The organism is Phascolarctobacterium succinatutens (assembly GCF_958453765.1).
Lineage (GTDB): Bacteria > Bacillota > Negativicutes > Acidaminococcales > Acidaminococcaceae > Phascolarctobacterium_A > Phascolarctobacterium_A succinatutens_B.
This window is the reverse complement of sequence record NZ_CAUDZA010000010.1, coordinates 1-18960: the sequence shown is the minus strand read 5'-3', so window position 1 is coordinate 18960 and position 18960 is coordinate 1. Positions and strand designations below refer to the sequence as shown.

The following is an 18960-nucleotide window of genomic DNA, read 5'->3' as shown; positions in this document are numbered from 1 at the left end:
AGGGAAACGATTATGAAAAAAGTGCTGTTTGCTTTGCTGGCAGCCTGCTGCGTTTGGGCTGCGTATGATTACAGCCGTCCGGTTGACAACTATGTTGTCCGTACTGTTGCTGCAGAGGGCGATACATTATGGCACCTGGTAGGCGGTGTTATGGATAGCGAAGGCGACCATCGCGACGTCCGGGAAGTTATCTTCTGGACACGCAAAATAAGCAATATCGAAGGCGACCTTCAGCCGGGGGATGTAGTCCTCATTCCAATCGAGGTGCGTAAATGAGCACCGCTGGCATGGACAAAAGAAAAAGAGCATTGATATTGGTGTATCAATGCTCTAAGAAGTAAAAATATGAGAAAAAGAATTGAGTTGTTCACACAAAAGTGAAAACAAAAGTAAAAAGTGAAATCACATATATTATAACAAACACAAGGAGTGAAATCAATGCAGATTAATTTCAAGTTAGAAAGAAGAATCGGTGCTCTCATCGAGAACCCTTCCGGCTACACCAAGGAGCTGAACGTGGTTGTCTGGGATGAGAAATACACAAAATATGACCTGCGCACCTGGAACCCCAACGGCAAGCCTGGCAAGGGCATTACGCTGACTAAAGAGGAGCTGAAGAAGCTGTATAAGCTCATCGGCGAGGAAATCCGCCAAATGGGAGGCCGCAATGAGTAGTATAACCCGTAAAAATAAGCGTCGTGTAGCATTTAAATGTGCAAAGCAGGGCATTGCTCCTGCGCAGGCCATTGCGGAATCCGCCGCGCGTGAAATCAAAGCGACCAAGGAAGCAACGGCTGAGACTATGGAAGTCTTGCTGCAGGCCATAGCGCTCGTTGCGGCGCACGATTATGGCAAGCTCAACGCTAAGGATACCCGCCTAGATGTTTTGGCCAAACAATTATACCAACGCAGCATCCAGGTTAAGAAGCGTCAGCTGAATGAAGAGGAAAACAAAACCTGCCAGCGCTTTGCCGGTGCAGTTATGGAAATTTGGGAGGAAGAGGAGAAGAAGAGCAATGGAAAAGCTTAATTATTATGCTGTAGCACGTAGCATGTATGGCTTGCTGCGCAATAAGCACATCAGCTATAGAGGACATCTGCTTGTAGAAGCTCGCAGAAAAGCACGCCATCAGGTATCTAATTTTGTTCTGCATCGCAAAGCGCGCAAGCTGAAAGATATGGAGGGTTAAAAATGACATTAACTGAAGGCCAAAAACGGGCAATTGAAAAGCTGGATAAAGAAATGGAAGCAGCTAAGGATCCATGCTCTAAGTATATTGCTGAGCAACTGCTGCAGCTGGCAACTTCTTGCCCAGAGGTTTCAGAAAAAATCCTCGAGCAAAAGAAAACCTTGGCCGGTGCGCTGGATGCCATCAAGGCAGAGGCCAAGAAGCACGCTGTTGGCGGCTGTGGCTGCGTGGATGAGGCGCAGGCGGTTGAGATTGCCTGCAAATATTACAACATCAAGGCCACAGAGCCTGCAGCAGGGGCAACGGCCGCGCACCAAGCGCTTGGCAAAACGCTTGAAACGTCGATGGATAATGGCACTGGCGCTGCTGCCGTAAGTGTCAATCTTGATGATTTTTTCTAATTTCAAGAAGGTGAAATCAATTGAAAAAGAAGGAAATAGAGCAGGCGGTTGCTAAGTGTTGGCCCAAAAGCAGAGAAAGACTGCTGGGAGATAAAGACTTCCTGCACTTTATGCGGTATTTCCCTGTTGGCATTGGCGATGAAGTAAAACGCTATTTTAATCAGGTAGCCACGGGGACCAGAAACTTTTTCATGGTGCCTGACCGTGAAGATAAGCAAAAGGCGGTTTGCAGCAGGTGTGGCAAGCACATCGTTCTTGCTAAGTCAAGCCATAAAGATAGGGCAACTTGCCCGAAATGCGGAGCAGATGGTGAGATTGTACATGGCTGGCGAAGAGCACGCACCCAAGCAAAGTATTATTTTACATATTTTGAACGTGCTCTGTATGACAAGGAAGCTATAATCGCTCGCAGCTTTGCTGTCTATCGCTGTATATGCGCCGATACCGGAGAAATATTTGACGATTATGTTCCGCGTGAATATTACCTGATGCGCAAGGGGGAAGTAATCCATTGGACGCATGAATGCGATTTTTGGGGTAATGAATGGTGGAGCAAAAGAAGAAGCTTGTACAGCAAGGATTATGTTATGGAGCTTAGCGGTTACCAGGTATGGCTTGGCTTAGACAGGCTGAAGCCGCTTTTAAAGGATAGCTGGCTAAAATACAGTCAGCTGGATGCTTTCATCAGGCTGGCAGGGGCAGAAGGTGCTTTCCGGTATATAGAGCTTTATCAAAAGCACCCGCAGCTGGAGTACATAATGAAAATGGGACTGTGGAACATAGTAGCAGAAGGCTTAGAATGCCGCAGTTTCCGTAATATATTCAACTGGAAGGGCAAAACGCCTAAGGACCTGCTTGGAGTGCCAATCGGCAAAGGCGATATGCTTGCGCTATCAGCTTTGGCGGTGGATATGGATACATTTCACCTGGCGCTGTATCTAAAGAAAAATTCGCGCTTTAGTCTTACGGACCTTGCACAAAAGCGCAAGGAGCTGGAACGTCTGAGTAACTTCGACACATGCGAAAGATTTGACACATTGAAAGGCTATGGCGTTTGCGCAGAAGAGGTTTTAAAGTATATACTTCGCCAGCAGCAGAAAAGGGAAAGATACCACAGCATCCGAGGAGTGCTTATTGACTGGATAGATTACTTGGATGACTGCAATAAACTTGGCTTAAGCCTGGAAGATACGGCGGTGCTGAAGCCGCATGACCTGCAGCAGTCGCACCAGAACATTATTGCACAGCTTAAGATTAAAGCGGATGAGGAGCTTGATAAGCAGATTGCCCAGCTTAAAGAAGAGCGCAAGCAGTACAACTTTACTGCCGGTGCTTTCATAGCAAAGGTTGCCGAAAACTCAACGGAGCTTATTGTTGAAGGCAAAACCCAAAAGATTGACACCATCTCTTTTAACTTTACTCAAAAACAAACCTTGTCCGGTACCGATACCTGGGATAAGGACACCTCTGATGCTTACGGCAACCTGCAGGAGGCTTCCAAAACCATTCGCCGCAATGCTGGCCTGACTCCGACTATTATGATGTGCTCTGAGGCTACCAGCAACCTGCTGTTGAACAACAAAAGCATTTATGACAAGCTGCTGATTCCGTCTCGAGATAATGCGGCGCTGATGTCCTTCGCACCTAAGATTCAAAGCCCTGAGGTTATGCGCTTCGGTATGCTGGGTGCTTTAGGCCTGGAGATGTACACCTACGAGGGTGGTTACATCAACAACGAAGGTGTATTTACTCCGTACCTGCCTGATGATTACGTTATTATCGGCGTTGCCGGTCGTGGCAAGCGCTTGTATGGCGCCGTTACTCAGATGGAGGAAGATAAGCAGTTCCACACCTACGAAGGCCGCTATGTGCCTAAGGTTACTATGAACATCGAGAATGACTACTGCTCTATTGCTATGCAGAGCCGTTGCCTTGTTGTTCCTGAATCTGTGGATGACTGGTATGTTATCAAGGTTAAATAAGGAGGCAGCTTATGTATATCCTCGTTAAGAAATTCTCTCTGCGTCATAATAACGTAGTTTATGCAGCGGGCAGTGTTGTTGAGCTGCCTGACGACGTTGCTCAAAAGCTGTATGATGATGCTCCGGAAGAGTTTGAAATCATTGGCGAGCCGGAGGCGGAAACCACTGCTCCGGAAGATGTTGAAATTATTAGCAAAACTGAGGCCGAAAAGCCTGCTTCTGGCAAAAAGAGTAAAAAGCAGCCTGCTTCCAAATCTATCTCTAAAGAGGCTGCGTGTGATGATGAAGACGTGCTGCCGGCGGTAGATGAAGCCGCAACTGTACAATGAAAGCGCTGAGCTTTAAAGAGCAGATAGCCGCAGATAATGCGGCTGTCTTTCTCAATGAGATGGAGTTTGCGGAGCTGCATGATCTGAACGGTACGGAGTGCATGGCGATTGTGCAGGATATCTCCGTGGCGCAGTCGCTTTCTGTCCAGACCGGCAAGGATGCTTATTATCCCGGTCTTTATGGCAGTCAGCTGCAGGTTAATTGCCTGAAGGCTGATTTGCCGGAGGTGCCGGTGTATGGCATGCGGTTTTATCTTGACGATAAAATGTATGAGGTTGAAAGCGTGGGCGATGATATGGGTATATTGACAATCCAACTGGTGGCGAATGACCGATGATTAGCATTGATGCTAAAAATATTGAGTATGCACAGCAGATGTTGGGCAAAGCACCTAAAGAAATTAACCTTGCAGCCGTAAACGCTATCAATCGTACAATTACAAAGATAAAAACGCAAACTTCTAAATCCATCCGTAAAAACTATCTGGTGAGTGCTAAGAATGTTAAAGGGACGCTGAACATTAAGCGTGCATCACGCTCTAAATTGTGTGGCGTTCTTGCTTCACAAGGCAGTCCCTTGCTTTTGACAGCGTTCCGGGTACGTAACCATAAACGTGGTCCGGTTAAAGTGCAAATACGAAAGCAAGGTGGGGCTAAGTCAGTACCAGGATTATTCCTTGGAGTATCTCGTAATGGTTATAAAGGTGCAATGCAGCGTAAAAAACGCAAAGCACGCTATCCTTTGCGCATTCCTTATGGTCCTAGCGTACCGCAGATGTTTGGCGCTGAAAATGTTATTGGCGAGCTTACTCCATTGGCAGAAGCTACGCTGAATGAACGTTTTCTGCATGAGGTAGAATATCGTTTCCAAAAAATGAAGTAAGGAGCTTTTATGACTACAGTTGAATTGATGGATAATCTGGCTGATTATTTACGGTCTGTTATCGTTGATTACAGTACACAGCAGCCATCCGGCAAGCGCAGTATTAAGGTATATGCCGGCTATCCTCCGGCACGCATGAATGCTGATGAACAGGCGTCGTTTATCTATGCTCTTGTTACCGCTGCGCAGGATACTGCGGATGGCGATATGAGTACAGCAACGGTAGAAATTGGCTTTAGTATTTACGATGACAGTGAATATGATGATTGGCGCAGCCTCTATAACATTATGGAGCATGTGCGCCAGCATCTTTTAAAACATCGTTTTATAGCTGACAGACATCGTCTGCTGTTTCCTGTGAAAATTGAAGTGCCGGAAGCACAGCCTGCTCCGCAGTGGCAGGGTAAAATTACTGCAATTTATACTATTGGTCAACCTTATGAGGAGGACATATATTATGGCGAAGAATAAGAAAACAGATAAGCTGATTTATATCGGCCCTAACCTGAGCCGCGGAAGATTACTGCAGTATCAGGTATTCATTGGCGGTCTGCCTGAGCATTTAGATGCAGAATTCGATGAATTCCCTCAATTGGAGAAGCTGTTTGTTTCAGTAGAACAGCTTAACAGAGCGCTTGAGGAAGTTCAACAAACAGGTACTCCGCTGAATAAGTATTACAAACAAGCTATGGAGGTGTAAAACATGGCATATAAACATGGTGTGTATACCAGTGAGGTTCCGACTAGCGTTGTGCCTGCTGTAAACACTGCTGCCGGTCTGCCAGTTGTATTCGGTACCGCTCCGGTACATTTGGCGAGTGAGCGCGCTCAGAGCAACAAACCCATTTTGTGCTACAGTTACGCTGAGGCAGTACAACAGTTGGGCTACAGTAAAGATTGGGCTAAATACACTCTCTGCGAGGTAATGTATAGCCAATTCGCATTATATAATCGCGGCCCGGTGGTTTTTGTAAACGTATTGGATCCCAAAACCCATAAGAAGAGTACTAGCTCTAAAAATGTTACAGTGACAAACAAAGTTGCAAAAGTAGATGCTCCGGTTCTGCTTGACACTTTGCAGATTAAAGCATCTACGGCCGGTTCTGCATTGATTGCCGGCAGCGACTATGAAGCTGCTTATGACGACGATGGCGTATTGGTTATTACGTTGCTTGATGATGGCACTGCAACTGCTGCAAGTAATTTAACACTTACTTATGATGAGATTGATGCTGCAGCAGTAGATGCAGATGATATCATTGGCGGCATCAATGTGAGCGATGGTTCTGTCAAAGGTTTGGAATGTCTTAACAAAGTATTCCCGATTACCGGCCTTGTGCCTGGCATTGTATTGGCTCCCGGCTGGAGTGAAACTCCGACAGTAGCTGCCGTGATGAAAGCCAAAGCTGGCAATATCAACAGCCATTTCAAGGCGATTACGCTTAATGACGTACCGACCGACGCAGTAAAAAAATATACTGATGTCAAGGCGTGGATGAACCAGAACAGCTATAACGATACTTCTCAAGTGGTATGCTGGCCTATGGTTAAGATGGGCGATGATGTTTATCACATGTCTACCCATGTTCTTGGCGTTATCTCAACTGTTGACAGTAATAACGATGATATTCCTTACGAAAGCCCGTCTAATAAAAGCATGCAGATTAACGGTTGCTGCTTAAAAGATGGTACTGAGGTAGTATTAGGACCTGATGAAGCTGGTTACCTCAACGGCCAGGGCGTTGTTACCGCGCTTAACTTTATCGGAGGCTGGAAATGTTGGGGCAATCGCACCGCCTGCTATCCGTCTAACACCGACCCTAAAGATGCCTTTATCTGTATTCGCAGAATGTTTAACTGGCATGCGCAGACTTTCATTCAAACTTATTGGGCGAAGGTAGATAAGCCGATTAACAAACGCCTGATTCAAACAGTTCTGGATAGTGAAAATATGCGTTTAAACGGCCTTACCGGACAAGGTGTCATTTTGGGCGGCCGTGTTGAATTTCGTGATGATGAAAATCCCGTTACTAATCTTATGGACGGCATCATTAAATTCCACACCTATCTTACACCGCCTGCCCCGGCGCGTGAAATTGAAAACGTGCTCGAATATGATCCTGCGTATTTTGAAACGCTGTTCAGTTAATTGGGAGGTGAGATAGATGGCAAATGTACCTGAGAAACTGATTAACTTTAAAGTTTACCAAGATGGTAACGATTTGGTGGGTATTGCTGATGTGCAACTTCCATCTTTAGATGCTATGACCGAAACCGTTAAAGGTGCAGGTATTGCAGGCGAGTTTGACAGCCCGGTGCTGGGGCACTTCGGCAGCATGGAAACAGTGCTGAACTGGCGCACGCTGGAGAAGCGTAACATTATGCTGGCAATGCAGACCGGCGTAAATCTCGACCTGCGCGGCGCACAGCAGATTTATGACAGTGCCAGCGGTAAATACAAGGTTGGTAACGTAAAATGCGTTGTGCGCGGTGTACCGAAGAAAACGGAGTTGGGCAAGTTGGATGTTGGCGCGACTACAGGCACTGCGAATACCATTGAAACAGCTTACCTGAAAGTTACCATTGATGGTGAAACTGTTCTGGAGCTGGATAAGTTCAACTACATCTGCAACATTGGTGGCGTTGATTATATGGCTGACGTTCGCGAAGCCTTAGGCATGGCATAAAATAAAAAAGCCTCCAGCTGCACGCTGGGGGCTAAATTATAAAAGTTTGGAGGAATGAAAGATGATTGACTTAAAAAATGTAGACAATGTGTTGCAAAATGTTACTGGCAAAGATTTTCTGAATGCTGAACGACAAGCGCGTCAGATGGGAGATCAAACAGCTTCCATTGTTCTATCTGGCCAGTTTCAAACTATTTTGTTAGCGAATGCGTTAAAGGTTCCAGTTGAGGATATTGAAGAATTACCTGTGGCGGAATTTGTTCAGGCTCTGAGCAAGGTGAACACTTTTTTATTCGCACAGGATTCAGTGAAGGACAGCAAATAAGAAGAGCAGCCATAGGCTGCTCTATAAATACCAATACAGATATTGAGTTTTTTATTAATGAACCATTGATTGAGTTTCTCGAATGGCTTAATCTTGTTTCTGCTCTTTGTGAAAGTCAACGGAAAAAAGCGTTGGCAACAAATGGTCGAATATAAATTGATAGATAAGGTGGACTGCGTAGGCTGGTCCTAAGCCTATAAATAAGCCTAGTAGACCAAAAAACAATACGCATGGCCAAACAATAAAAGCAATGTTTGCTTCAGCTATGCCTAAAGCATAACATACTATAGCGGCTGAGCTTAACCCAACAGCTGCACCAATCCAGGCACCCATGCCACAAAAGAATATATAAAATAAAATTACTAGAATATCAAATTTCATAACAATCACCTTCTATGTAAATTATATCATCAAAGGGGAGGAGGGACAAGATGGCAAAAAAAGAGTTTAGCATGGCATTTCTTATTGGAGCTCAACTCAAAGGGAGCTTTGGCAATACTTTTTCTAATGTCCTTAAAACCTTTTCCGAGACAAATGCTGCAACTGAAAAAAACAAAAAAGTCTTGAATAGTCTTACTGATGCCTATAAAGATGGCACTATAGCAGCACAAACATTTAAACGCAATCTGGCTTTGCAATCACTGGGAGTTTTTAGTGCTAGGCTAGCAAAAACAAAAGGAAGTCTTGAGGTTTTTAACAGTAGTTTTGGGGCTATGACCAGTATTGCTTCTCCTTTTGTGTCGGCAACAAAAACAGCAGCAGTCTTTGAAGCGGCAATGGCGAAGGTGGGTGCTATTTCACGCGCTAATGGTACCGAATTTGAACTGCTAACAAAAAAAGCTAGAGAGCTAGGCGAGACAACGCAATTTACCGCTACCCAGTCAGCTGAAGCAATGAGCTATTTGGGTATGGCTGGATGGGATGCGAAGCAGATTATGGCTGGTATGCCTGGTTTGTTGAGTTTAGCGGCGGCTGGTGGAACAGATTTGGCACGCACCGCCGATATAGTTTCGGACAATCTTACTGCATTCGGCTTATCTGCTGAAAAAGCTGGACACATGGCAGATGTTTATGCGACGGTAATTACTAGGACAAACACAAATGTAGAGATGCTTGGCGACACTATGAAATATGCTGCTCCGGTAGCTGAAGCTTTTGGAGCATCCATGGAAGAGACTGCTGCTTTAGCTGGTTTGATGGCTAATAGCGGTATTAAGGCAAGTCAAGCCGGTACATCGTTGCGTGCAGGCTTTTTACGCTTGGCAGGACCCCCAAAGATGGCGCAAAAGGCAATGGAACAGCTTGGAATGTCTATGAATGATATTACAGCTGAACAAAAAGAGGCAGCTCTAGCAATGGCGAGCCTTGGCATAAACATGAGCGATACTAGTGGGCCGAAGAAAATGTCAACTATTCTTGTTGAGTTAAGAAACAAAACTAAAGATTTAGGTAGGGAAGAAAAGCTGGCAGCTATGAAAGCTATATTTGGCCAGGAAGCGGCAACAGGATGGCTTGCCGTGCTTAATAGCGGCGATGGAACTTTTGAAAAACTGGTAACTGAACTCGAAAATTCTACTGGCGCAGCCGATAGCTTAGCAAAAAAGATGCAAGATAATGCACAAGGCGCTATGACAAGATTTAATTCTGCCTTAGAGTCTACGCAAATTTCTATCGGAACAGCTTTTTTGCCTGCAATGGCAACAGCAGCTGAAGCTGGGGCTAAGTTCTTCGGGTGGCTTGCTGGAAGCGAAACGTTGACAAACGTTGCTATAGGCATGGGAGTGGTTGGCGTGGCATTGACTGGATTTGTGGCTGCTGTAAGTGCGGGTGCTGCTGTGGTTAATGCTTATAAAACTGCCTCTATTGCCTGCAATGCTGTATCGAAAGCCTTTAAAGCTTGCACAATATTGTCGACTGCCGCACAATGGGCAATGAATGCTGCAATGTATGCTTGCCCAATAGGTTTGTTTATAGCTGGTGTTACTGCCATTATAGCTGTCGGTTATGCGCTTTACACTCATTGGGATGCAATCAAACAGTTTTTTGTCAACCTTTGGGACAGTCCGACAGCTAGAACGATTATGTTTATTACAGGTCCAATCGGCTGGGCGATTGCTGCTGGAACTGCGCTTATTGCCAACTGGGACATCGTCAAGCAGTGGTTTATAACATTGTGGGACAATCCTTCTTTAGCAATACAGCAGTTTGTTAATGGTATAAAAGACAAGTTTTCTGATACATTCTCTTGGGTACAGGAAAAATGGCAGGCCATCAGCGATTTTATCTCTAAGCCAATCTTCGGCAAGGTCAATATAACTGCTCAAGGAAGCAGTGGTAGTGACGTTGCACACAACGCTTCTGGAGGTATCTACGGCAAGGGCGCGTTCCTGACAACCTTTGCTGAGGACAGCGGCGAGTCCGCTATTCCGCATACTCCAAATGCGCGTAATATCGGACTGCTGGCAGAAACAAACCGCATTATGGGCAATCCGTTGGGCGGCGGTGGCAGTGTTACGGCTACCTTCGCACCAAACATTACAATTCAGGGCGGAGGAGATGAAGGTAAAATCCGCGAGGTACTAGAGCTGGAGATGGCAAAGTTTAAGAAGATGCTGCAGGATTTGCAGAATCAGCAGAGGAGGGTAAGCTATGCGTAAGACGTACACAACCACCCAGGGCGACATGTGGGACTTGATTGCCAAGCGCTTGTATGGCGCCGAAGTATCACTAAACGTCCTGCTGGAAGCAAATCAGCAATACGCTGACATAGTTGTTTTCCCCGCAGGCATTGTGTTGGAGGTGCCAGAGTATACTGCTCCGGTAACGTCAACGCTGCCACCGTGGAGGCGTTAAAATGTTTAAGATGAATGCAAGGCGATGCCTGGTAATCATTAAATACAATGACAAAGATATAAGCGCAGACCTGCAGCAATATCTAAAGAATGTAAGCTACACTGATAACATGTCTGGTGAAGCAGATGACCTGCAGCTTACACTGGAGGATAAAGCTGGCCTGTGGCAATCGTCCTGGATGCCGGAAAAGGGTGCGACACTGGACGTTAGCGTAAAGCTGATTAACTGGCAGCGCATCGGTGAGCAGGTTGTGCGGTTTGGCTTGTTTGAGATTGATGAAATCACCAGTAGCGGAATGCCTAGTGAGGTGCAAATCAAGGCGGTGAGCGTGCCGGATAACAACAATCTGCGCGGCGCCGAGCGTACACGCAGCTGGGAGAAGGCCGAGCTGAAGCGTATTGCTAATGATATTGCGACGGAGGCGGGCTTGACGCTGTATTACGATGTTAAAGAGTATAATCCTGTTATAGATAGGGCAGAGCAGACGGAACAGTCTGACCTGTCCTTTTTATATAAGCTGTGTGCTGACAATGGCCTAGCGCTCAAAATCTGCGATAAGCAAGTGGTAATTTTTGACGAAGCAGATTATGAAGCAGCTGAGGCTGTGGCGCTGATGCCTAAGCCAAAAGGCAGTTACTCTGCCGGCAGCATCAAGGTGCTGGATATGCTGAAAAGCTACAGCCTGCGCAGCAAGGTGCGCGATGTTTATAAGTCCTGCCACGTTAAGTACCAGGACAGCAGCACTAAACAAAAAATTGAGGCGACATTTACTGCTCCTGATAAAAAGATAGGCAAAACACTGGAAGTCAATGAGCAGGTCGCCAGTATTGCGGATGCAGAGCGTCTCGCAAAGAAGAAGCTGCGGGAAAAGAACAGCGATGAGGTTACCGGAAGCTTCAGCTTTTTAGGTAATCCGGAGCTGGCGGCTGCTGTGAATATCCAGCTTAGCGGTTTTGGTGCTTTCGATGGCAAGTATATTATTACTAAGGCACAGCATGATATTAGCAGTGGCTACACAACAAGTATTGATGTGAGGAGATGTTTGGATGGATATTAACCAAATAAAAAACTTGATTCGAATTGGTACAGTATCGGCGGTCAATGGCGAATCGTGCAGCGCTCGCGTGGCGTTTGAGGATAAGGACAATATGGTGAGTGCTGAACTACCAATTATAACTATAGGCAGCAAGCAGACGAAAGCCTATTGGCTGCCTGAGGTTGGTACCCAGGTGCTGTGTATCTTCCAACCGAATGCAAGTGGTAGTGGCATCAGCAAAGGCTTTATTATAGGTGCTTTTTACAGTACGCAGGATGCGCCGGTGGAGAGGGATGCGAACGCGCGCAGCATTACATTTGCCGATGGCAGCTTTATCAGGTACGAAAGCGGAAACATTGAGATAAATGCGAAGGGAAAATTAGTGCTTAAGGGGGCGACGGTGGAGATAAATTAAGAGAATGGTGCAAAAATAAGTTTGCGCAAATAGTACGCTTGTGAATTTTGAAGTGTTTTTTTGGAAAAATAGAGGAGAAAACTATACAAACGTCGAATAAAATGATATAATCTTACTACACATAAACAAAAAAGTAGCAAACAAATGTGTAGATAACTTTTCGTAGCTCAAATAACGTAAGTAAGAATAAAGAATGGAAGGAGTGAGCGCGATGTATGATGCTTTAACTATTGCAATGTACATAATTAATAAGTGCTTTGAAGAAGGTGCACCAGTTACTAATTTGCGCTTACAAAAGCTGTTATACTTTATTCAGGGGATGTCTTATGTGATTAAAAATAGAGCAATGATTAAAGATGAATTTTATGCTTGGCAATATGGGCCTGTTGTACCTAAGATTTACTTTGAATATAATGGATATATTGGCAATCCAATACGAATAACGTATACTATTAATAATATAGAAAATGAAGATGTTGAAATCATTGACTATGTCATTAATCAGTTAAAGCAATACAAGGATAGTGTCTTAGTTACTTTATCTCATGAAAAAGACGGGCCTTGGTATGGACATAGGCTTGATAGATCTATCATAAAGAAAGAAGAAATAAGAAAATATTTCATGGAGCTCCAAAATGTCAATTGATGAATCTAGTGAAAAATATAAAACCAATACTCCTAATATGCGAGATATATTTGCTAATCCTAAAGTAGGGGATGGAATAAAAGAAAATACTGAGGCTGAGATGCCAAATCTAGATGATGCTCAAGATAAAATAACTGCTTTTTTAGAGTTTCTTAATGAGAAATATAAAACAAAAGAAGAAATACAAGAATATCTAGATTTTCATATAAAATGTTTATATGAAAATGATGAATTTAGACATTCTTATTTTAATATTTCTGCATATCTTCAAGCTCATAGACCCAAAATTAAAGGAGAAGAGTTACAAGAAAAGAAACCCATAAACGAAAATTTGAGGATATTAAAAGATGAAATAATTATCGAAGAAAAGTATTCTGCAATAAGAAGAAAACTTTTTAAATTTATAGATCATTGCAATTTGGAACTTAGTAGATTTGCTTATTTTGAGACTGTTTATTGGAGGAGTGAAGCTGCCAAAGACGAGTTTAGCAAAATTAAGGATGATTATGAGCAACTTAATAAAAAACGTGAAGATATTGATAAAAGTATGTCGGAATTAAAGCAAGAATTGTCATCATCAAAATCAGAGTACATAACTATATTAGGCATTTTTGCAGCTATTATGTTGGCTGGATTAGGTAGCTTTGCTGCTTTGGGTGGAGCCTTATCTAATATAAACAGCATTTCTCTGTATAAGTTTTTTGCTTGTACTGCTTTTATTGGACTAATCCTTTTTAATGTTGTAACTGCTTTAATATATATGATCACAAGACTTATTGGTAGAAATATTTATACCGCTTGTACGGATTCGCATGATGGAGATTGTGTAAATGGTTCATGTGATAAGGTATGCAATCCTATTTCAAGAATACGAAAACGTTTACCTTATATATATTGGTTTAATGTTATTGATATTGCGGTTATTGTTTGCAGTTTGGCTACTGAATACTTGGTCTTAAAGTATTCGGCTGCAGATTGGATAATAATTTTCTTAGCTTTTATAATTGTAGGAAATGCTATTGCATTTGGACTAAAAAATATTATTGAAAGAAGTTAATACTATCATTGGCTATCTCAAGCCGCTTACATGAGTAGGCGGCTTTTTCTATACCCAAAAACAGGTGAAAGGAGGTGATTACCATGCCAAAAGCAACAAGATTAGGCGATAACGATACCGGCCATGATGCCTGCGCTCCGACAGCGCTGGTGAGCGCAAGCGCTGATGTTATCATCAACGGCAAAGGCGCTGGCCGTGTGGGCGACAACTACGCGCCTCATGGCTGCGTAGCGCATCCGACGCATAGCGGTGTAATTGCCAGCGGAAGTGCCAGTGTTTATATCAATGGCAAGGCTGCTGGCAGAATAGGGGACAGCGTAAGCTGTGGTGGGAGTGTGGCGGCGGGGAGCAGTAATGTAATGATTGGAGGTTGATATTATGCTTGTAGGTTTCATGGCTGACATTCCATTTATAGTATCCAGCCGCTTTATCCGTACATTCGATGATTATGGTCGTGGCAGTGCAGGGCGCTGGGCTCAGCATGATATTATCGGCGATAAGCCGGTGTTTGAGTTTATCGGTCCGGATGTAGAGAAGATTAGCTTTTCTATGCAGCTGCGTGCTGATCAGGGCATAAACCCGTCTAAGGAGCTTGAAAAACTGCGAAAGCTTCGTGATACAGGCCAATATTTTCCCTTGGTTATCGGTGGTAAGTTGATTACGGATAACATGTGGGTTATCGAAAGCCTGGATGAAAACGTTTCCTTCTGGGGCAAGTTTGGCAGCATTATGAGTGCTAAAGTAAGCGTAACGCTGAAAGAATATGCAGGAGGGCTGAAAGTATTATGATTTATGATGTTTTAGCTCAGCCAATGCAAGGTATTGATTTTGCACCAGCAACCGAGGCGGCTGAAATCCTGCAGAACATCCGCACGATAATAACAACGACTAAATACAGCGTACCGTTGGACCGTGATTTTGGCATCAATACTGAGATGCTGGACGCGCCCATTAATGTGGCGCAAGCAAGGCTGCAGTCAGAGATGATTACAGCTATAAAAAAATATGAGCCACGTGTGGAGATAACATCAATCAGTTTTACCGGCACGGAAGACGGCGTGCTGATACCGAAAGTGCAGGTGAGAATAAAAGATGACAACGAGTAAATTAGATAACCTGGCTGATATCGTGTTTGTTGATGCAGATGCCGATGAGGTTGAAAGCTATGTGATTGGCAGATACGAGGCTATTACCGGCAGGACGTTGGCCAAAGGCGATCCGGTAAGGCTGTTTTTGCTGACGATTGCAGCGCTCATCGTGCTGCTGCTCAATAAAATCAATGAGACAGGCAAGCAGAACCTGCTTAGATATGCTACCGGTGACAATCTGGACCATCTGGGCGCGCTTGTAGGTGTTGAGCGTATCCCGGCAAAGGCTGCCGTGACTACCATGCGCATCAGGCTGTCTGCTAAGCTGCAGACGGCAACCATCATCCCTGCCGGTACACGTTTTACGGCAGGCGATAATGTGTTTTTTGCATTAGATGCCCCGCTGGTTATTGATGCAGGTACAACCAGTGCTGACGGCAGCGCAACCTGCCTGACAAAAGGCGAGCTTGGCAACGGCTATGTAGCTGGCCAGCTCAAGACGCTGGTCGACCCGATGCCCTATGTAGATAGCGTGGCCAACATCACTACCTCCGAGGGCGGTGCTGAGGTACAGGCTGACGACAGCTACCGCGAGGATATCCGTCTTGCACCGGAAAACTTTAGCACGGCCGGCCCTGAGGGCGCTTATATCTACCATGCCAAAAGGGCATCGACAAAGATTGCTGACGTCACTGTATGGTCCCCGGAAGCGGGCAAGGTAGAGGTAAGGCCGCTGCTAGCAGGCGGCAAACTGCCGGGAGAAGAGATGCTGCAGCAGGTTAAGGCTACACTTAATGATAAGACTGTGCGACCGCTGACCGATAATATCAGCGTACTGGCCCCGGAAAAAGTCAACTACTCAATTAACCTGACCTATTACATTGCCAGTGACAACAAGACGCAGGCTACAGCAATCCAAAATGCCGTTAATGCGGCTGTTGACGATTACGTCCTGTGGCAGAAATCAAAGCTGGGGCGCGACATCAATCCGTCCGAGCTTATTGTGAGGGTGATGGCTGCAGGCGCAAAACGCGTGGCCGTGACTGCTCCGGTGTTTACGGTGACAACTGATACGCAGGTGGCTGTCTGCGGCACAAAGACTGTGACGCTGGGAGGGATAGAGGATGCTTGAGCTTAAGGACAATGCCCTGCAACGCATCCTGCCAAGCTCCATCAGCGGCGATGCAACAGTAAAGGACATCGTGCAGGCCATCTCCGGCAGGCTGGCGCAGCTGGGGGAGCAGGCTGAGCTTGTCTTAATCCTGCCGCGTCTCAACAAGCTGCCGGAAGAAATCGTCGACGAGCTGGCGTGGCAATATCACGTGGATTTTTATGACGTTTCGGCCGACATCACGAAGAAGCGGGAGCTTGTACGCAAGGCCATTGCACGTCACCGCTATAAGGGCACGCCCGCAGCGGTCGAAGAAGTCTGTTCAGCTGCCTTTGATACGGCCGAGGTGGTTGAGTGGTACGAGTACGGCGGCAAGCCATATCATTTCCGTGTCCGTATGGTGCAGGAGGCCATCCCGGACGAGGCAGCAATGGCGGAGATGGTCAAGGCGATAAACAGCGCCAAGAACACCCGAAGCTGGCTGGACAGCCTGACGTTTTTATACCGCCCGAAAGGTACAGTATATGCTGCAAGCGTGCTCTGCCAGCACAAAAAATTATTTTTCCGAATATGAGAGGGAGGTGAGCGGATATGCTATGCATTGAGTATGACGGCCCGCACAAAAACAGGATAACCCTGACAAAAGGCGACAGTGCTACGCTTAAGCTCAAACTGTATGATGCGCAGAACAAGGTTGTCCCGTTGTCTGAGGCTGACAGGGCTGTGCTGACCATAAAGCAGGACATAGACAGCGAGGCTGCTGTGCTGCAGATGGTTATCGTTGAGGGCCAGCAGTTTGATTTTACGCCGGCTGACACGGCAGGGCTGCCCTGCGGCAAATATTGTTATGATGTACAGGTTACATTGTCGGGCGAAAACGTCTATACGGTAATCCCGCCCTCTGAGTTTATCCTGGCCAAAGGGGTGACCTGATATGCGCTGCGGTGAGTTAAAAGGACTTGTTGTCCGTAAAGCTGGCCTTTTCGGACGGCTGGAGAGCACCAAGGAGCTGCGCGGCGTTATCGGCTGCGGGATAAAAACAGTTACTGAGTATGCGCCTGAAGATGAATATCAGGGCGAATACGAGACTGTATCCAAGGCCTTTTGTGAGAGCTACCTTGAAACAAAAAATAAAATGCTCAGGAAAAACATACGGGTCAAAGAGATACCCTATTATGAGGCGAGCAATCCGTCCGACGGAGTCACCGTGTATATCGGCAGTGACGTCGAGATTGAGTAAACGGAGGTACAACTAATGTCAAATTGGGGCAAGTCGGTATTGACAAAGCAGGGGCTGAAGCTGCAGGCCAAGGTCGATGCCGGAAGTAGAATGCAGCTTACAAAATGTATGCTGGGCAGCGGTATGCTCAGCAGCGGGCAGAGTCTGGAGAATCTCACTGGGCTGATTGCTCCGGTGCAGTCAGTGCCCATCGCGAGTATAAGCTACTCAGAAAACAACGGCGCGTGCGTGATTACGGCCGTAACAGACAACAGCAACGTCAGCACCGGCTATTATCTGAGGGAATTTGGTATTTTTGCGCGCGATCCGAATGATGGCGAGATTTTATATGCTGTAGCGCAGGATGCCAACCCTGATTATATCCCGCCAAACGGTACATCTGCTGTTGTCAGCCAGGAAATCGGCGTAGCGTTATCGTTTTCCAACGCGGCTAACGTTACCACGCAGGTTAACACATCGGCTATCGCTACCGTAACTTATGTCAACAATTATGTAACATCTGCTGTGGCGGACCTTAAGGATATGACTGGCGCGACCGCGGCAAGGCCCGGCGTACACGGTTTAGTTCCTGCTCCGGCAGCAGGGGTGACAAAAAACCGCTTTTTGCAGGCGGATGGCACATGGGCCGTTGTACCCGACCTGACCGGCGCGACTACATACGCTGCAGGTGCAGGCGGCCTCGTCCCGGCTCCGGCTGCTGGCAACAACACGCGTTATTTGCGCAGTGATGGCACGTGGGCATCTATCACCGCCATGTCCGGTGCGACGGCTACAGTCAACGGTGCTGCAGGCCTTGTGCCTGCTCCGGTTGCCGGAAGCAGCATCCGCTATCTGTGTGCCGACGGAGGCTGGAAAGAAGTAGATCTTGACAGCGCCAAGACCAAGCTTGTCAAGTATTCCTGAGGTGACTGATATGAGATATAAGATAATGGTCAATGGCACTGCGTATAAAGCGCGATACGCCAACGGCAGCTATTTGCCGGATGTCTCTAAATCGGGATATGCGTTCCTTGCCGTCTACTACGATAACAATCTGATGGCAACAGGGGAGCGAATCACCGTTGACGGCACCGTATATACCGTCACATATGGCGTTACTGTAGCTATACGCGGCGAGGCAGGTGCGAGCAAGGTGCTGTCGGTGACGTATAACGGTGTTACCAATAATGTCCCGGTAACTTTTGACGGTGGGACGTATAATGTCACCTTTACGTCAAGCACAAAACGTCGGAGCTTCTCGGCTGAGGTTACTCCTGCCAATACTTATGCGTATATTGACGTTTCCGACTGCGCAACAGGCACGTGGACGTATACAATCACGACCAACAGTGCATCCAAAGAAGGCTCGTTCAGCATCCCGCTGCCGAACGCCAAAAAACAGGAGCTTATCTTGGGCGAGTTTGGCGGCGTAGCAACGCTGACATATAAGGTCAGCTCCGGCGGCACAAGTAATTTAACGTCTTTGCAGCACAGCAGCAGCGACCCGACAACAACGATTACAGCCCATATTATATAGGAGGTAAAAATGGCACAATCAACAACTAATCTGGGAAAAATCCACGTTTTCCCTAGCGAATCACTATACAATCAGTTTAAGGATGTTATAGCATCCAACGATTTAGCGTTGCTTAAAGATGACGGCGCATACATCGTAGCAGCCCTGCTGGCGCAGAACGGCTATGTAAAATTTAGCAACGGGCTAATTCTGCAGTGGGGA

The 18960-nt window shown here is 46.1% G+C and carries 30 protein-coding genes and 1 pseudogene; 30 read left to right on the top strand and 1 reads right to left on the bottom strand.

Annotated features, from left to right (window positions below):
- The first annotated feature begins 12 nt into the window (after positions 1 to 12).
- The 14 genes from Q7Q81_RS05655 (at position 13) to Q7Q81_RS05590 (ending at position 7797) form a co-directional block, all read left to right on the top strand.
- A complete protein-coding gene (locus tag Q7Q81_RS05655) occupies positions 13 to 276 on the top strand; it encodes a hypothetical protein (protein WP_304274267.1) in 264 nt (87 codons plus the stop codon).
- Between the two features lie 162 nt (positions 277 to 438).
- Positions 439 to 675: a YdbC family protein gene (locus tag Q7Q81_RS05650; protein ID WP_304274264.1), complete on the top strand. Its 237-nt coding sequence runs from the start codon at positions 439 to 441 to the stop codon at positions 673 to 675.
- Positions 668 to 1030: a hypothetical protein gene (locus Q7Q81_RS05645; protein WP_304274261.1), complete on the top strand. Its 363-nt coding sequence runs from the start codon at positions 668 to 670 to the stop codon at positions 1028 to 1030. The genes Q7Q81_RS05650 and Q7Q81_RS05645 overlap by 8 nt, the downstream gene beginning before the upstream one ends.
- Positions 1017 to 1190 (top strand): hypothetical protein, encoded by a 174-nt coding sequence (locus Q7Q81_RS05640; protein WP_303707592.1) that lies wholly within the window; start codon positions 1017 to 1019, stop codon positions 1188 to 1190. The genes Q7Q81_RS05645 and Q7Q81_RS05640 overlap by 14 nt, the downstream gene beginning before the upstream one ends.
- A 2-nt stretch (positions 1191 to 1192) precedes the next feature.
- Entirely contained in the window at positions 1193 to 1591 is a 399-nt protein-coding gene (locus tag Q7Q81_RS05635; RefSeq protein WP_304274258.1) for a hypothetical protein, read from the top strand.
- A 20-nt stretch (positions 1592 to 1611) separates the two neighbouring features.
- Positions 1612 to 3573 carry a major capsid protein gene (locus tag Q7Q81_RS05630; protein WP_304274255.1) on the top strand — a complete coding sequence of 654 codons (1962 nt, stop codon included), beginning with the start codon at positions 1612 to 1614 and terminating at the stop codon, positions 3571 to 3573.
- Between the two features lie 11 nt (positions 3574 to 3584).
- Positions 3585 to 3902 (top strand): hypothetical protein, encoded by a 318-nt coding sequence (locus tag Q7Q81_RS05625; protein WP_304274252.1) that lies wholly within the window; start codon positions 3585 to 3587, stop codon positions 3900 to 3902.
- Positions 3899 to 4240, top strand: a complete 342-nt coding sequence (locus tag Q7Q81_RS05620) for a hypothetical protein (protein ID WP_304274249.1) — start codon at positions 3899 to 3901, stop codon at positions 4238 to 4240. Before Q7Q81_RS05625 ends, Q7Q81_RS05620 begins: the two co-directional genes overlap by 4 nt.
- Positions 4237 to 4785 carry a phage tail protein gene (locus Q7Q81_RS05615; protein WP_304270391.1) on the top strand — a complete coding sequence of 183 codons (549 nt, stop codon included), beginning with the start codon at positions 4237 to 4239 and terminating at the stop codon, positions 4783 to 4785. The genes Q7Q81_RS05620 and Q7Q81_RS05615 overlap by 4 nt, the downstream gene beginning before the upstream one ends.
- Positions 4786 to 4794: 9 nt before the next feature.
- Entirely contained in the window at positions 4795 to 5256 is a 462-nt protein-coding gene (locus Q7Q81_RS05610; RefSeq protein WP_304270389.1) for a hypothetical protein, read from the top strand.
- The gene (locus Q7Q81_RS05605) at positions 5243 to 5485 is read left to right on the top strand and encodes a hypothetical protein (RefSeq protein ID WP_304270387.1); all 243 of its coding nucleotides are present in this window, start codon (positions 5243 to 5245) and stop codon (positions 5483 to 5485) included. Before Q7Q81_RS05610 ends, Q7Q81_RS05605 begins: the two co-directional genes overlap by 14 nt.
- A gap of 3 nt (positions 5486 to 5488) precedes the next feature.
- A complete protein-coding gene (locus tag Q7Q81_RS05600) occupies positions 5489 to 6934 on the top strand; it encodes a phage tail sheath family protein (RefSeq protein WP_304274246.1) in 1446 nt (481 codons plus the stop codon).
- A 16-nt stretch (positions 6935 to 6950) separates the two neighbouring features.
- Positions 6951 to 7472 (top strand): phage major tail tube protein, encoded by a 522-nt coding sequence (locus Q7Q81_RS05595; protein ID WP_304274242.1) that lies wholly within the window; start codon positions 6951 to 6953, stop codon positions 7470 to 7472.
- 61 nt (positions 7473 to 7533) lie between these two features.
- Complete coding sequence (locus tag Q7Q81_RS05590; protein WP_304274239.1) at positions 7534 to 7797, top strand: hypothetical protein; 264 nt, start codon at positions 7534 to 7536, stop codon at positions 7795 to 7797.
- An 87-nt stretch (positions 7798 to 7884) separates the two neighbouring features.
- Here the strand turns inward: Q7Q81_RS05590 and Q7Q81_RS05585 are convergent, their stop codons facing one another.
- Positions 7885 to 8178 carry a hypothetical protein gene (locus Q7Q81_RS05585; RefSeq protein WP_304274237.1) on the bottom strand — a complete coding sequence of 98 codons (294 nt, stop codon included), beginning with the start codon at positions 8176 to 8178 and terminating at the stop codon, positions 7885 to 7887.
- A gap of 50 nt (positions 8179 to 8228) precedes the next feature.
- On the opposite strand from Q7Q81_RS05585, the gene Q7Q81_RS05580 reads away from it, so the two are divergent.
- From Q7Q81_RS05580 to Q7Q81_RS05505, 16 genes and pseudogenes are all read left to right on the top strand, one after another.
- A complete protein-coding gene (locus tag Q7Q81_RS05580) occupies positions 8229 to 10454 on the top strand; it encodes a phage tail tape measure protein (protein WP_304274235.1) in 2226 nt (741 codons plus the stop codon).
- Positions 10447 to 10650 (top strand): tail protein X, encoded by a 204-nt coding sequence (locus tag Q7Q81_RS05575; RefSeq protein ID WP_304274232.1) that lies wholly within the window; start codon positions 10447 to 10449, stop codon positions 10648 to 10650. The genes Q7Q81_RS05580 and Q7Q81_RS05575 overlap by 8 nt, the downstream gene beginning before the upstream one ends.
- 1 nt (position 10651) lies before the next feature.
- On the top strand, positions 10652 to 11707 hold the full coding sequence (locus Q7Q81_RS05570; RefSeq protein ID WP_304274229.1) for a phage late control D family protein: 1056 nt from the start codon (positions 10652 to 10654) through the stop codon (positions 11705 to 11707).
- A complete protein-coding gene (locus Q7Q81_RS05565) occupies positions 11697 to 12101 on the top strand; it encodes a phage baseplate assembly protein V (RefSeq protein ID WP_304274227.1) in 405 nt (134 codons plus the stop codon). Before Q7Q81_RS05570 ends, Q7Q81_RS05565 begins: the two co-directional genes overlap by 11 nt.
- 211 nt (positions 12102 to 12312) lie before the next feature.
- Positions 12313 to 12747, top strand: coding sequence for a Panacea domain-containing protein (locus Q7Q81_RS05560; RefSeq protein ID WP_303711185.1), 435 nt, complete (start codon positions 12313 to 12315; stop codon positions 12745 to 12747).
- The gene (locus Q7Q81_RS05555; protein ID WP_304274225.1) at positions 12737 to 13804 is read left to right on the top strand and encodes a hypothetical protein; all 1068 of its coding nucleotides are present in this window, start codon (positions 12737 to 12739) and stop codon (positions 13802 to 13804) included. The genes Q7Q81_RS05560 and Q7Q81_RS05555 overlap by 11 nt, the downstream gene beginning before the upstream one ends.
- Positions 13805 to 13887: 83 nt before the next feature.
- Positions 13888 to 14178: a PAAR domain-containing protein gene (locus tag Q7Q81_RS05550; RefSeq protein ID WP_304274222.1), complete on the top strand. Its 291-nt coding sequence runs from the start codon at positions 13888 to 13890 to the stop codon at positions 14176 to 14178.
- 4 nt (positions 14179 to 14182) lie between these two features.
- On the top strand, positions 14183 to 14593 hold the full coding sequence (locus Q7Q81_RS05545) for a phage tail protein (protein ID WP_304274219.1): 411 nt from the start codon (positions 14183 to 14185) through the stop codon (positions 14591 to 14593).
- Positions 14590 to 14910: a GPW/gp25 family protein gene (locus tag Q7Q81_RS05540; protein ID WP_304274215.1), complete on the top strand. Its 321-nt coding sequence runs from the start codon at positions 14590 to 14592 to the stop codon at positions 14908 to 14910. The genes Q7Q81_RS05545 and Q7Q81_RS05540 overlap by 4 nt, the downstream gene beginning before the upstream one ends.
- Positions 14897 to 16024, top strand: coding sequence for a baseplate assembly protein (locus Q7Q81_RS05535; protein WP_304274211.1), 1128 nt, complete (start codon positions 14897 to 14899; stop codon positions 16022 to 16024). Before Q7Q81_RS05540 ends, Q7Q81_RS05535 begins: the two co-directional genes overlap by 14 nt.
- A complete protein-coding gene (locus Q7Q81_RS05530) occupies positions 16017 to 16577 on the top strand; it encodes a phage tail protein I (protein ID WP_304274208.1) in 561 nt (186 codons plus the stop codon). The genes Q7Q81_RS05535 and Q7Q81_RS05530 overlap by 8 nt, the downstream gene beginning before the upstream one ends.
- Before the next feature lie 17 nt (positions 16578 to 16594).
- Complete coding sequence (locus tag Q7Q81_RS05525; RefSeq protein WP_304274206.1) at positions 16595 to 16936, top strand: hypothetical protein; 342 nt, start codon at positions 16595 to 16597, stop codon at positions 16934 to 16936.
- 1 nt (position 16937) lies between these two features.
- Positions 16938 to 17243: a hypothetical protein gene (locus tag Q7Q81_RS05520; RefSeq protein ID WP_304274203.1), complete on the top strand. Its 306-nt coding sequence runs from the start codon at positions 16938 to 16940 to the stop codon at positions 17241 to 17243.
- Positions 17244 to 17258: 15 nt separating this feature from the next.
- Positions 17259 to 18146 (top strand): phage tail-collar fiber domain-containing protein, encoded by an 888-nt coding sequence (locus Q7Q81_RS05515; RefSeq protein WP_304274200.1) that lies wholly within the window; start codon positions 17259 to 17261, stop codon positions 18144 to 18146.
- Between the two features lie 10 nt (positions 18147 to 18156).
- Complete coding sequence (locus Q7Q81_RS05510; RefSeq protein ID WP_304274199.1) at positions 18157 to 18759, top strand: hypothetical protein; 603 nt, start codon at positions 18157 to 18159, stop codon at positions 18757 to 18759.
- A 9-nt stretch (positions 18760 to 18768) separates the two neighbouring features.
- A pseudogene (locus Q7Q81_RS05505) lies at positions 18769 to 18960 on the top strand (hypothetical protein); the annotation flags it as partial.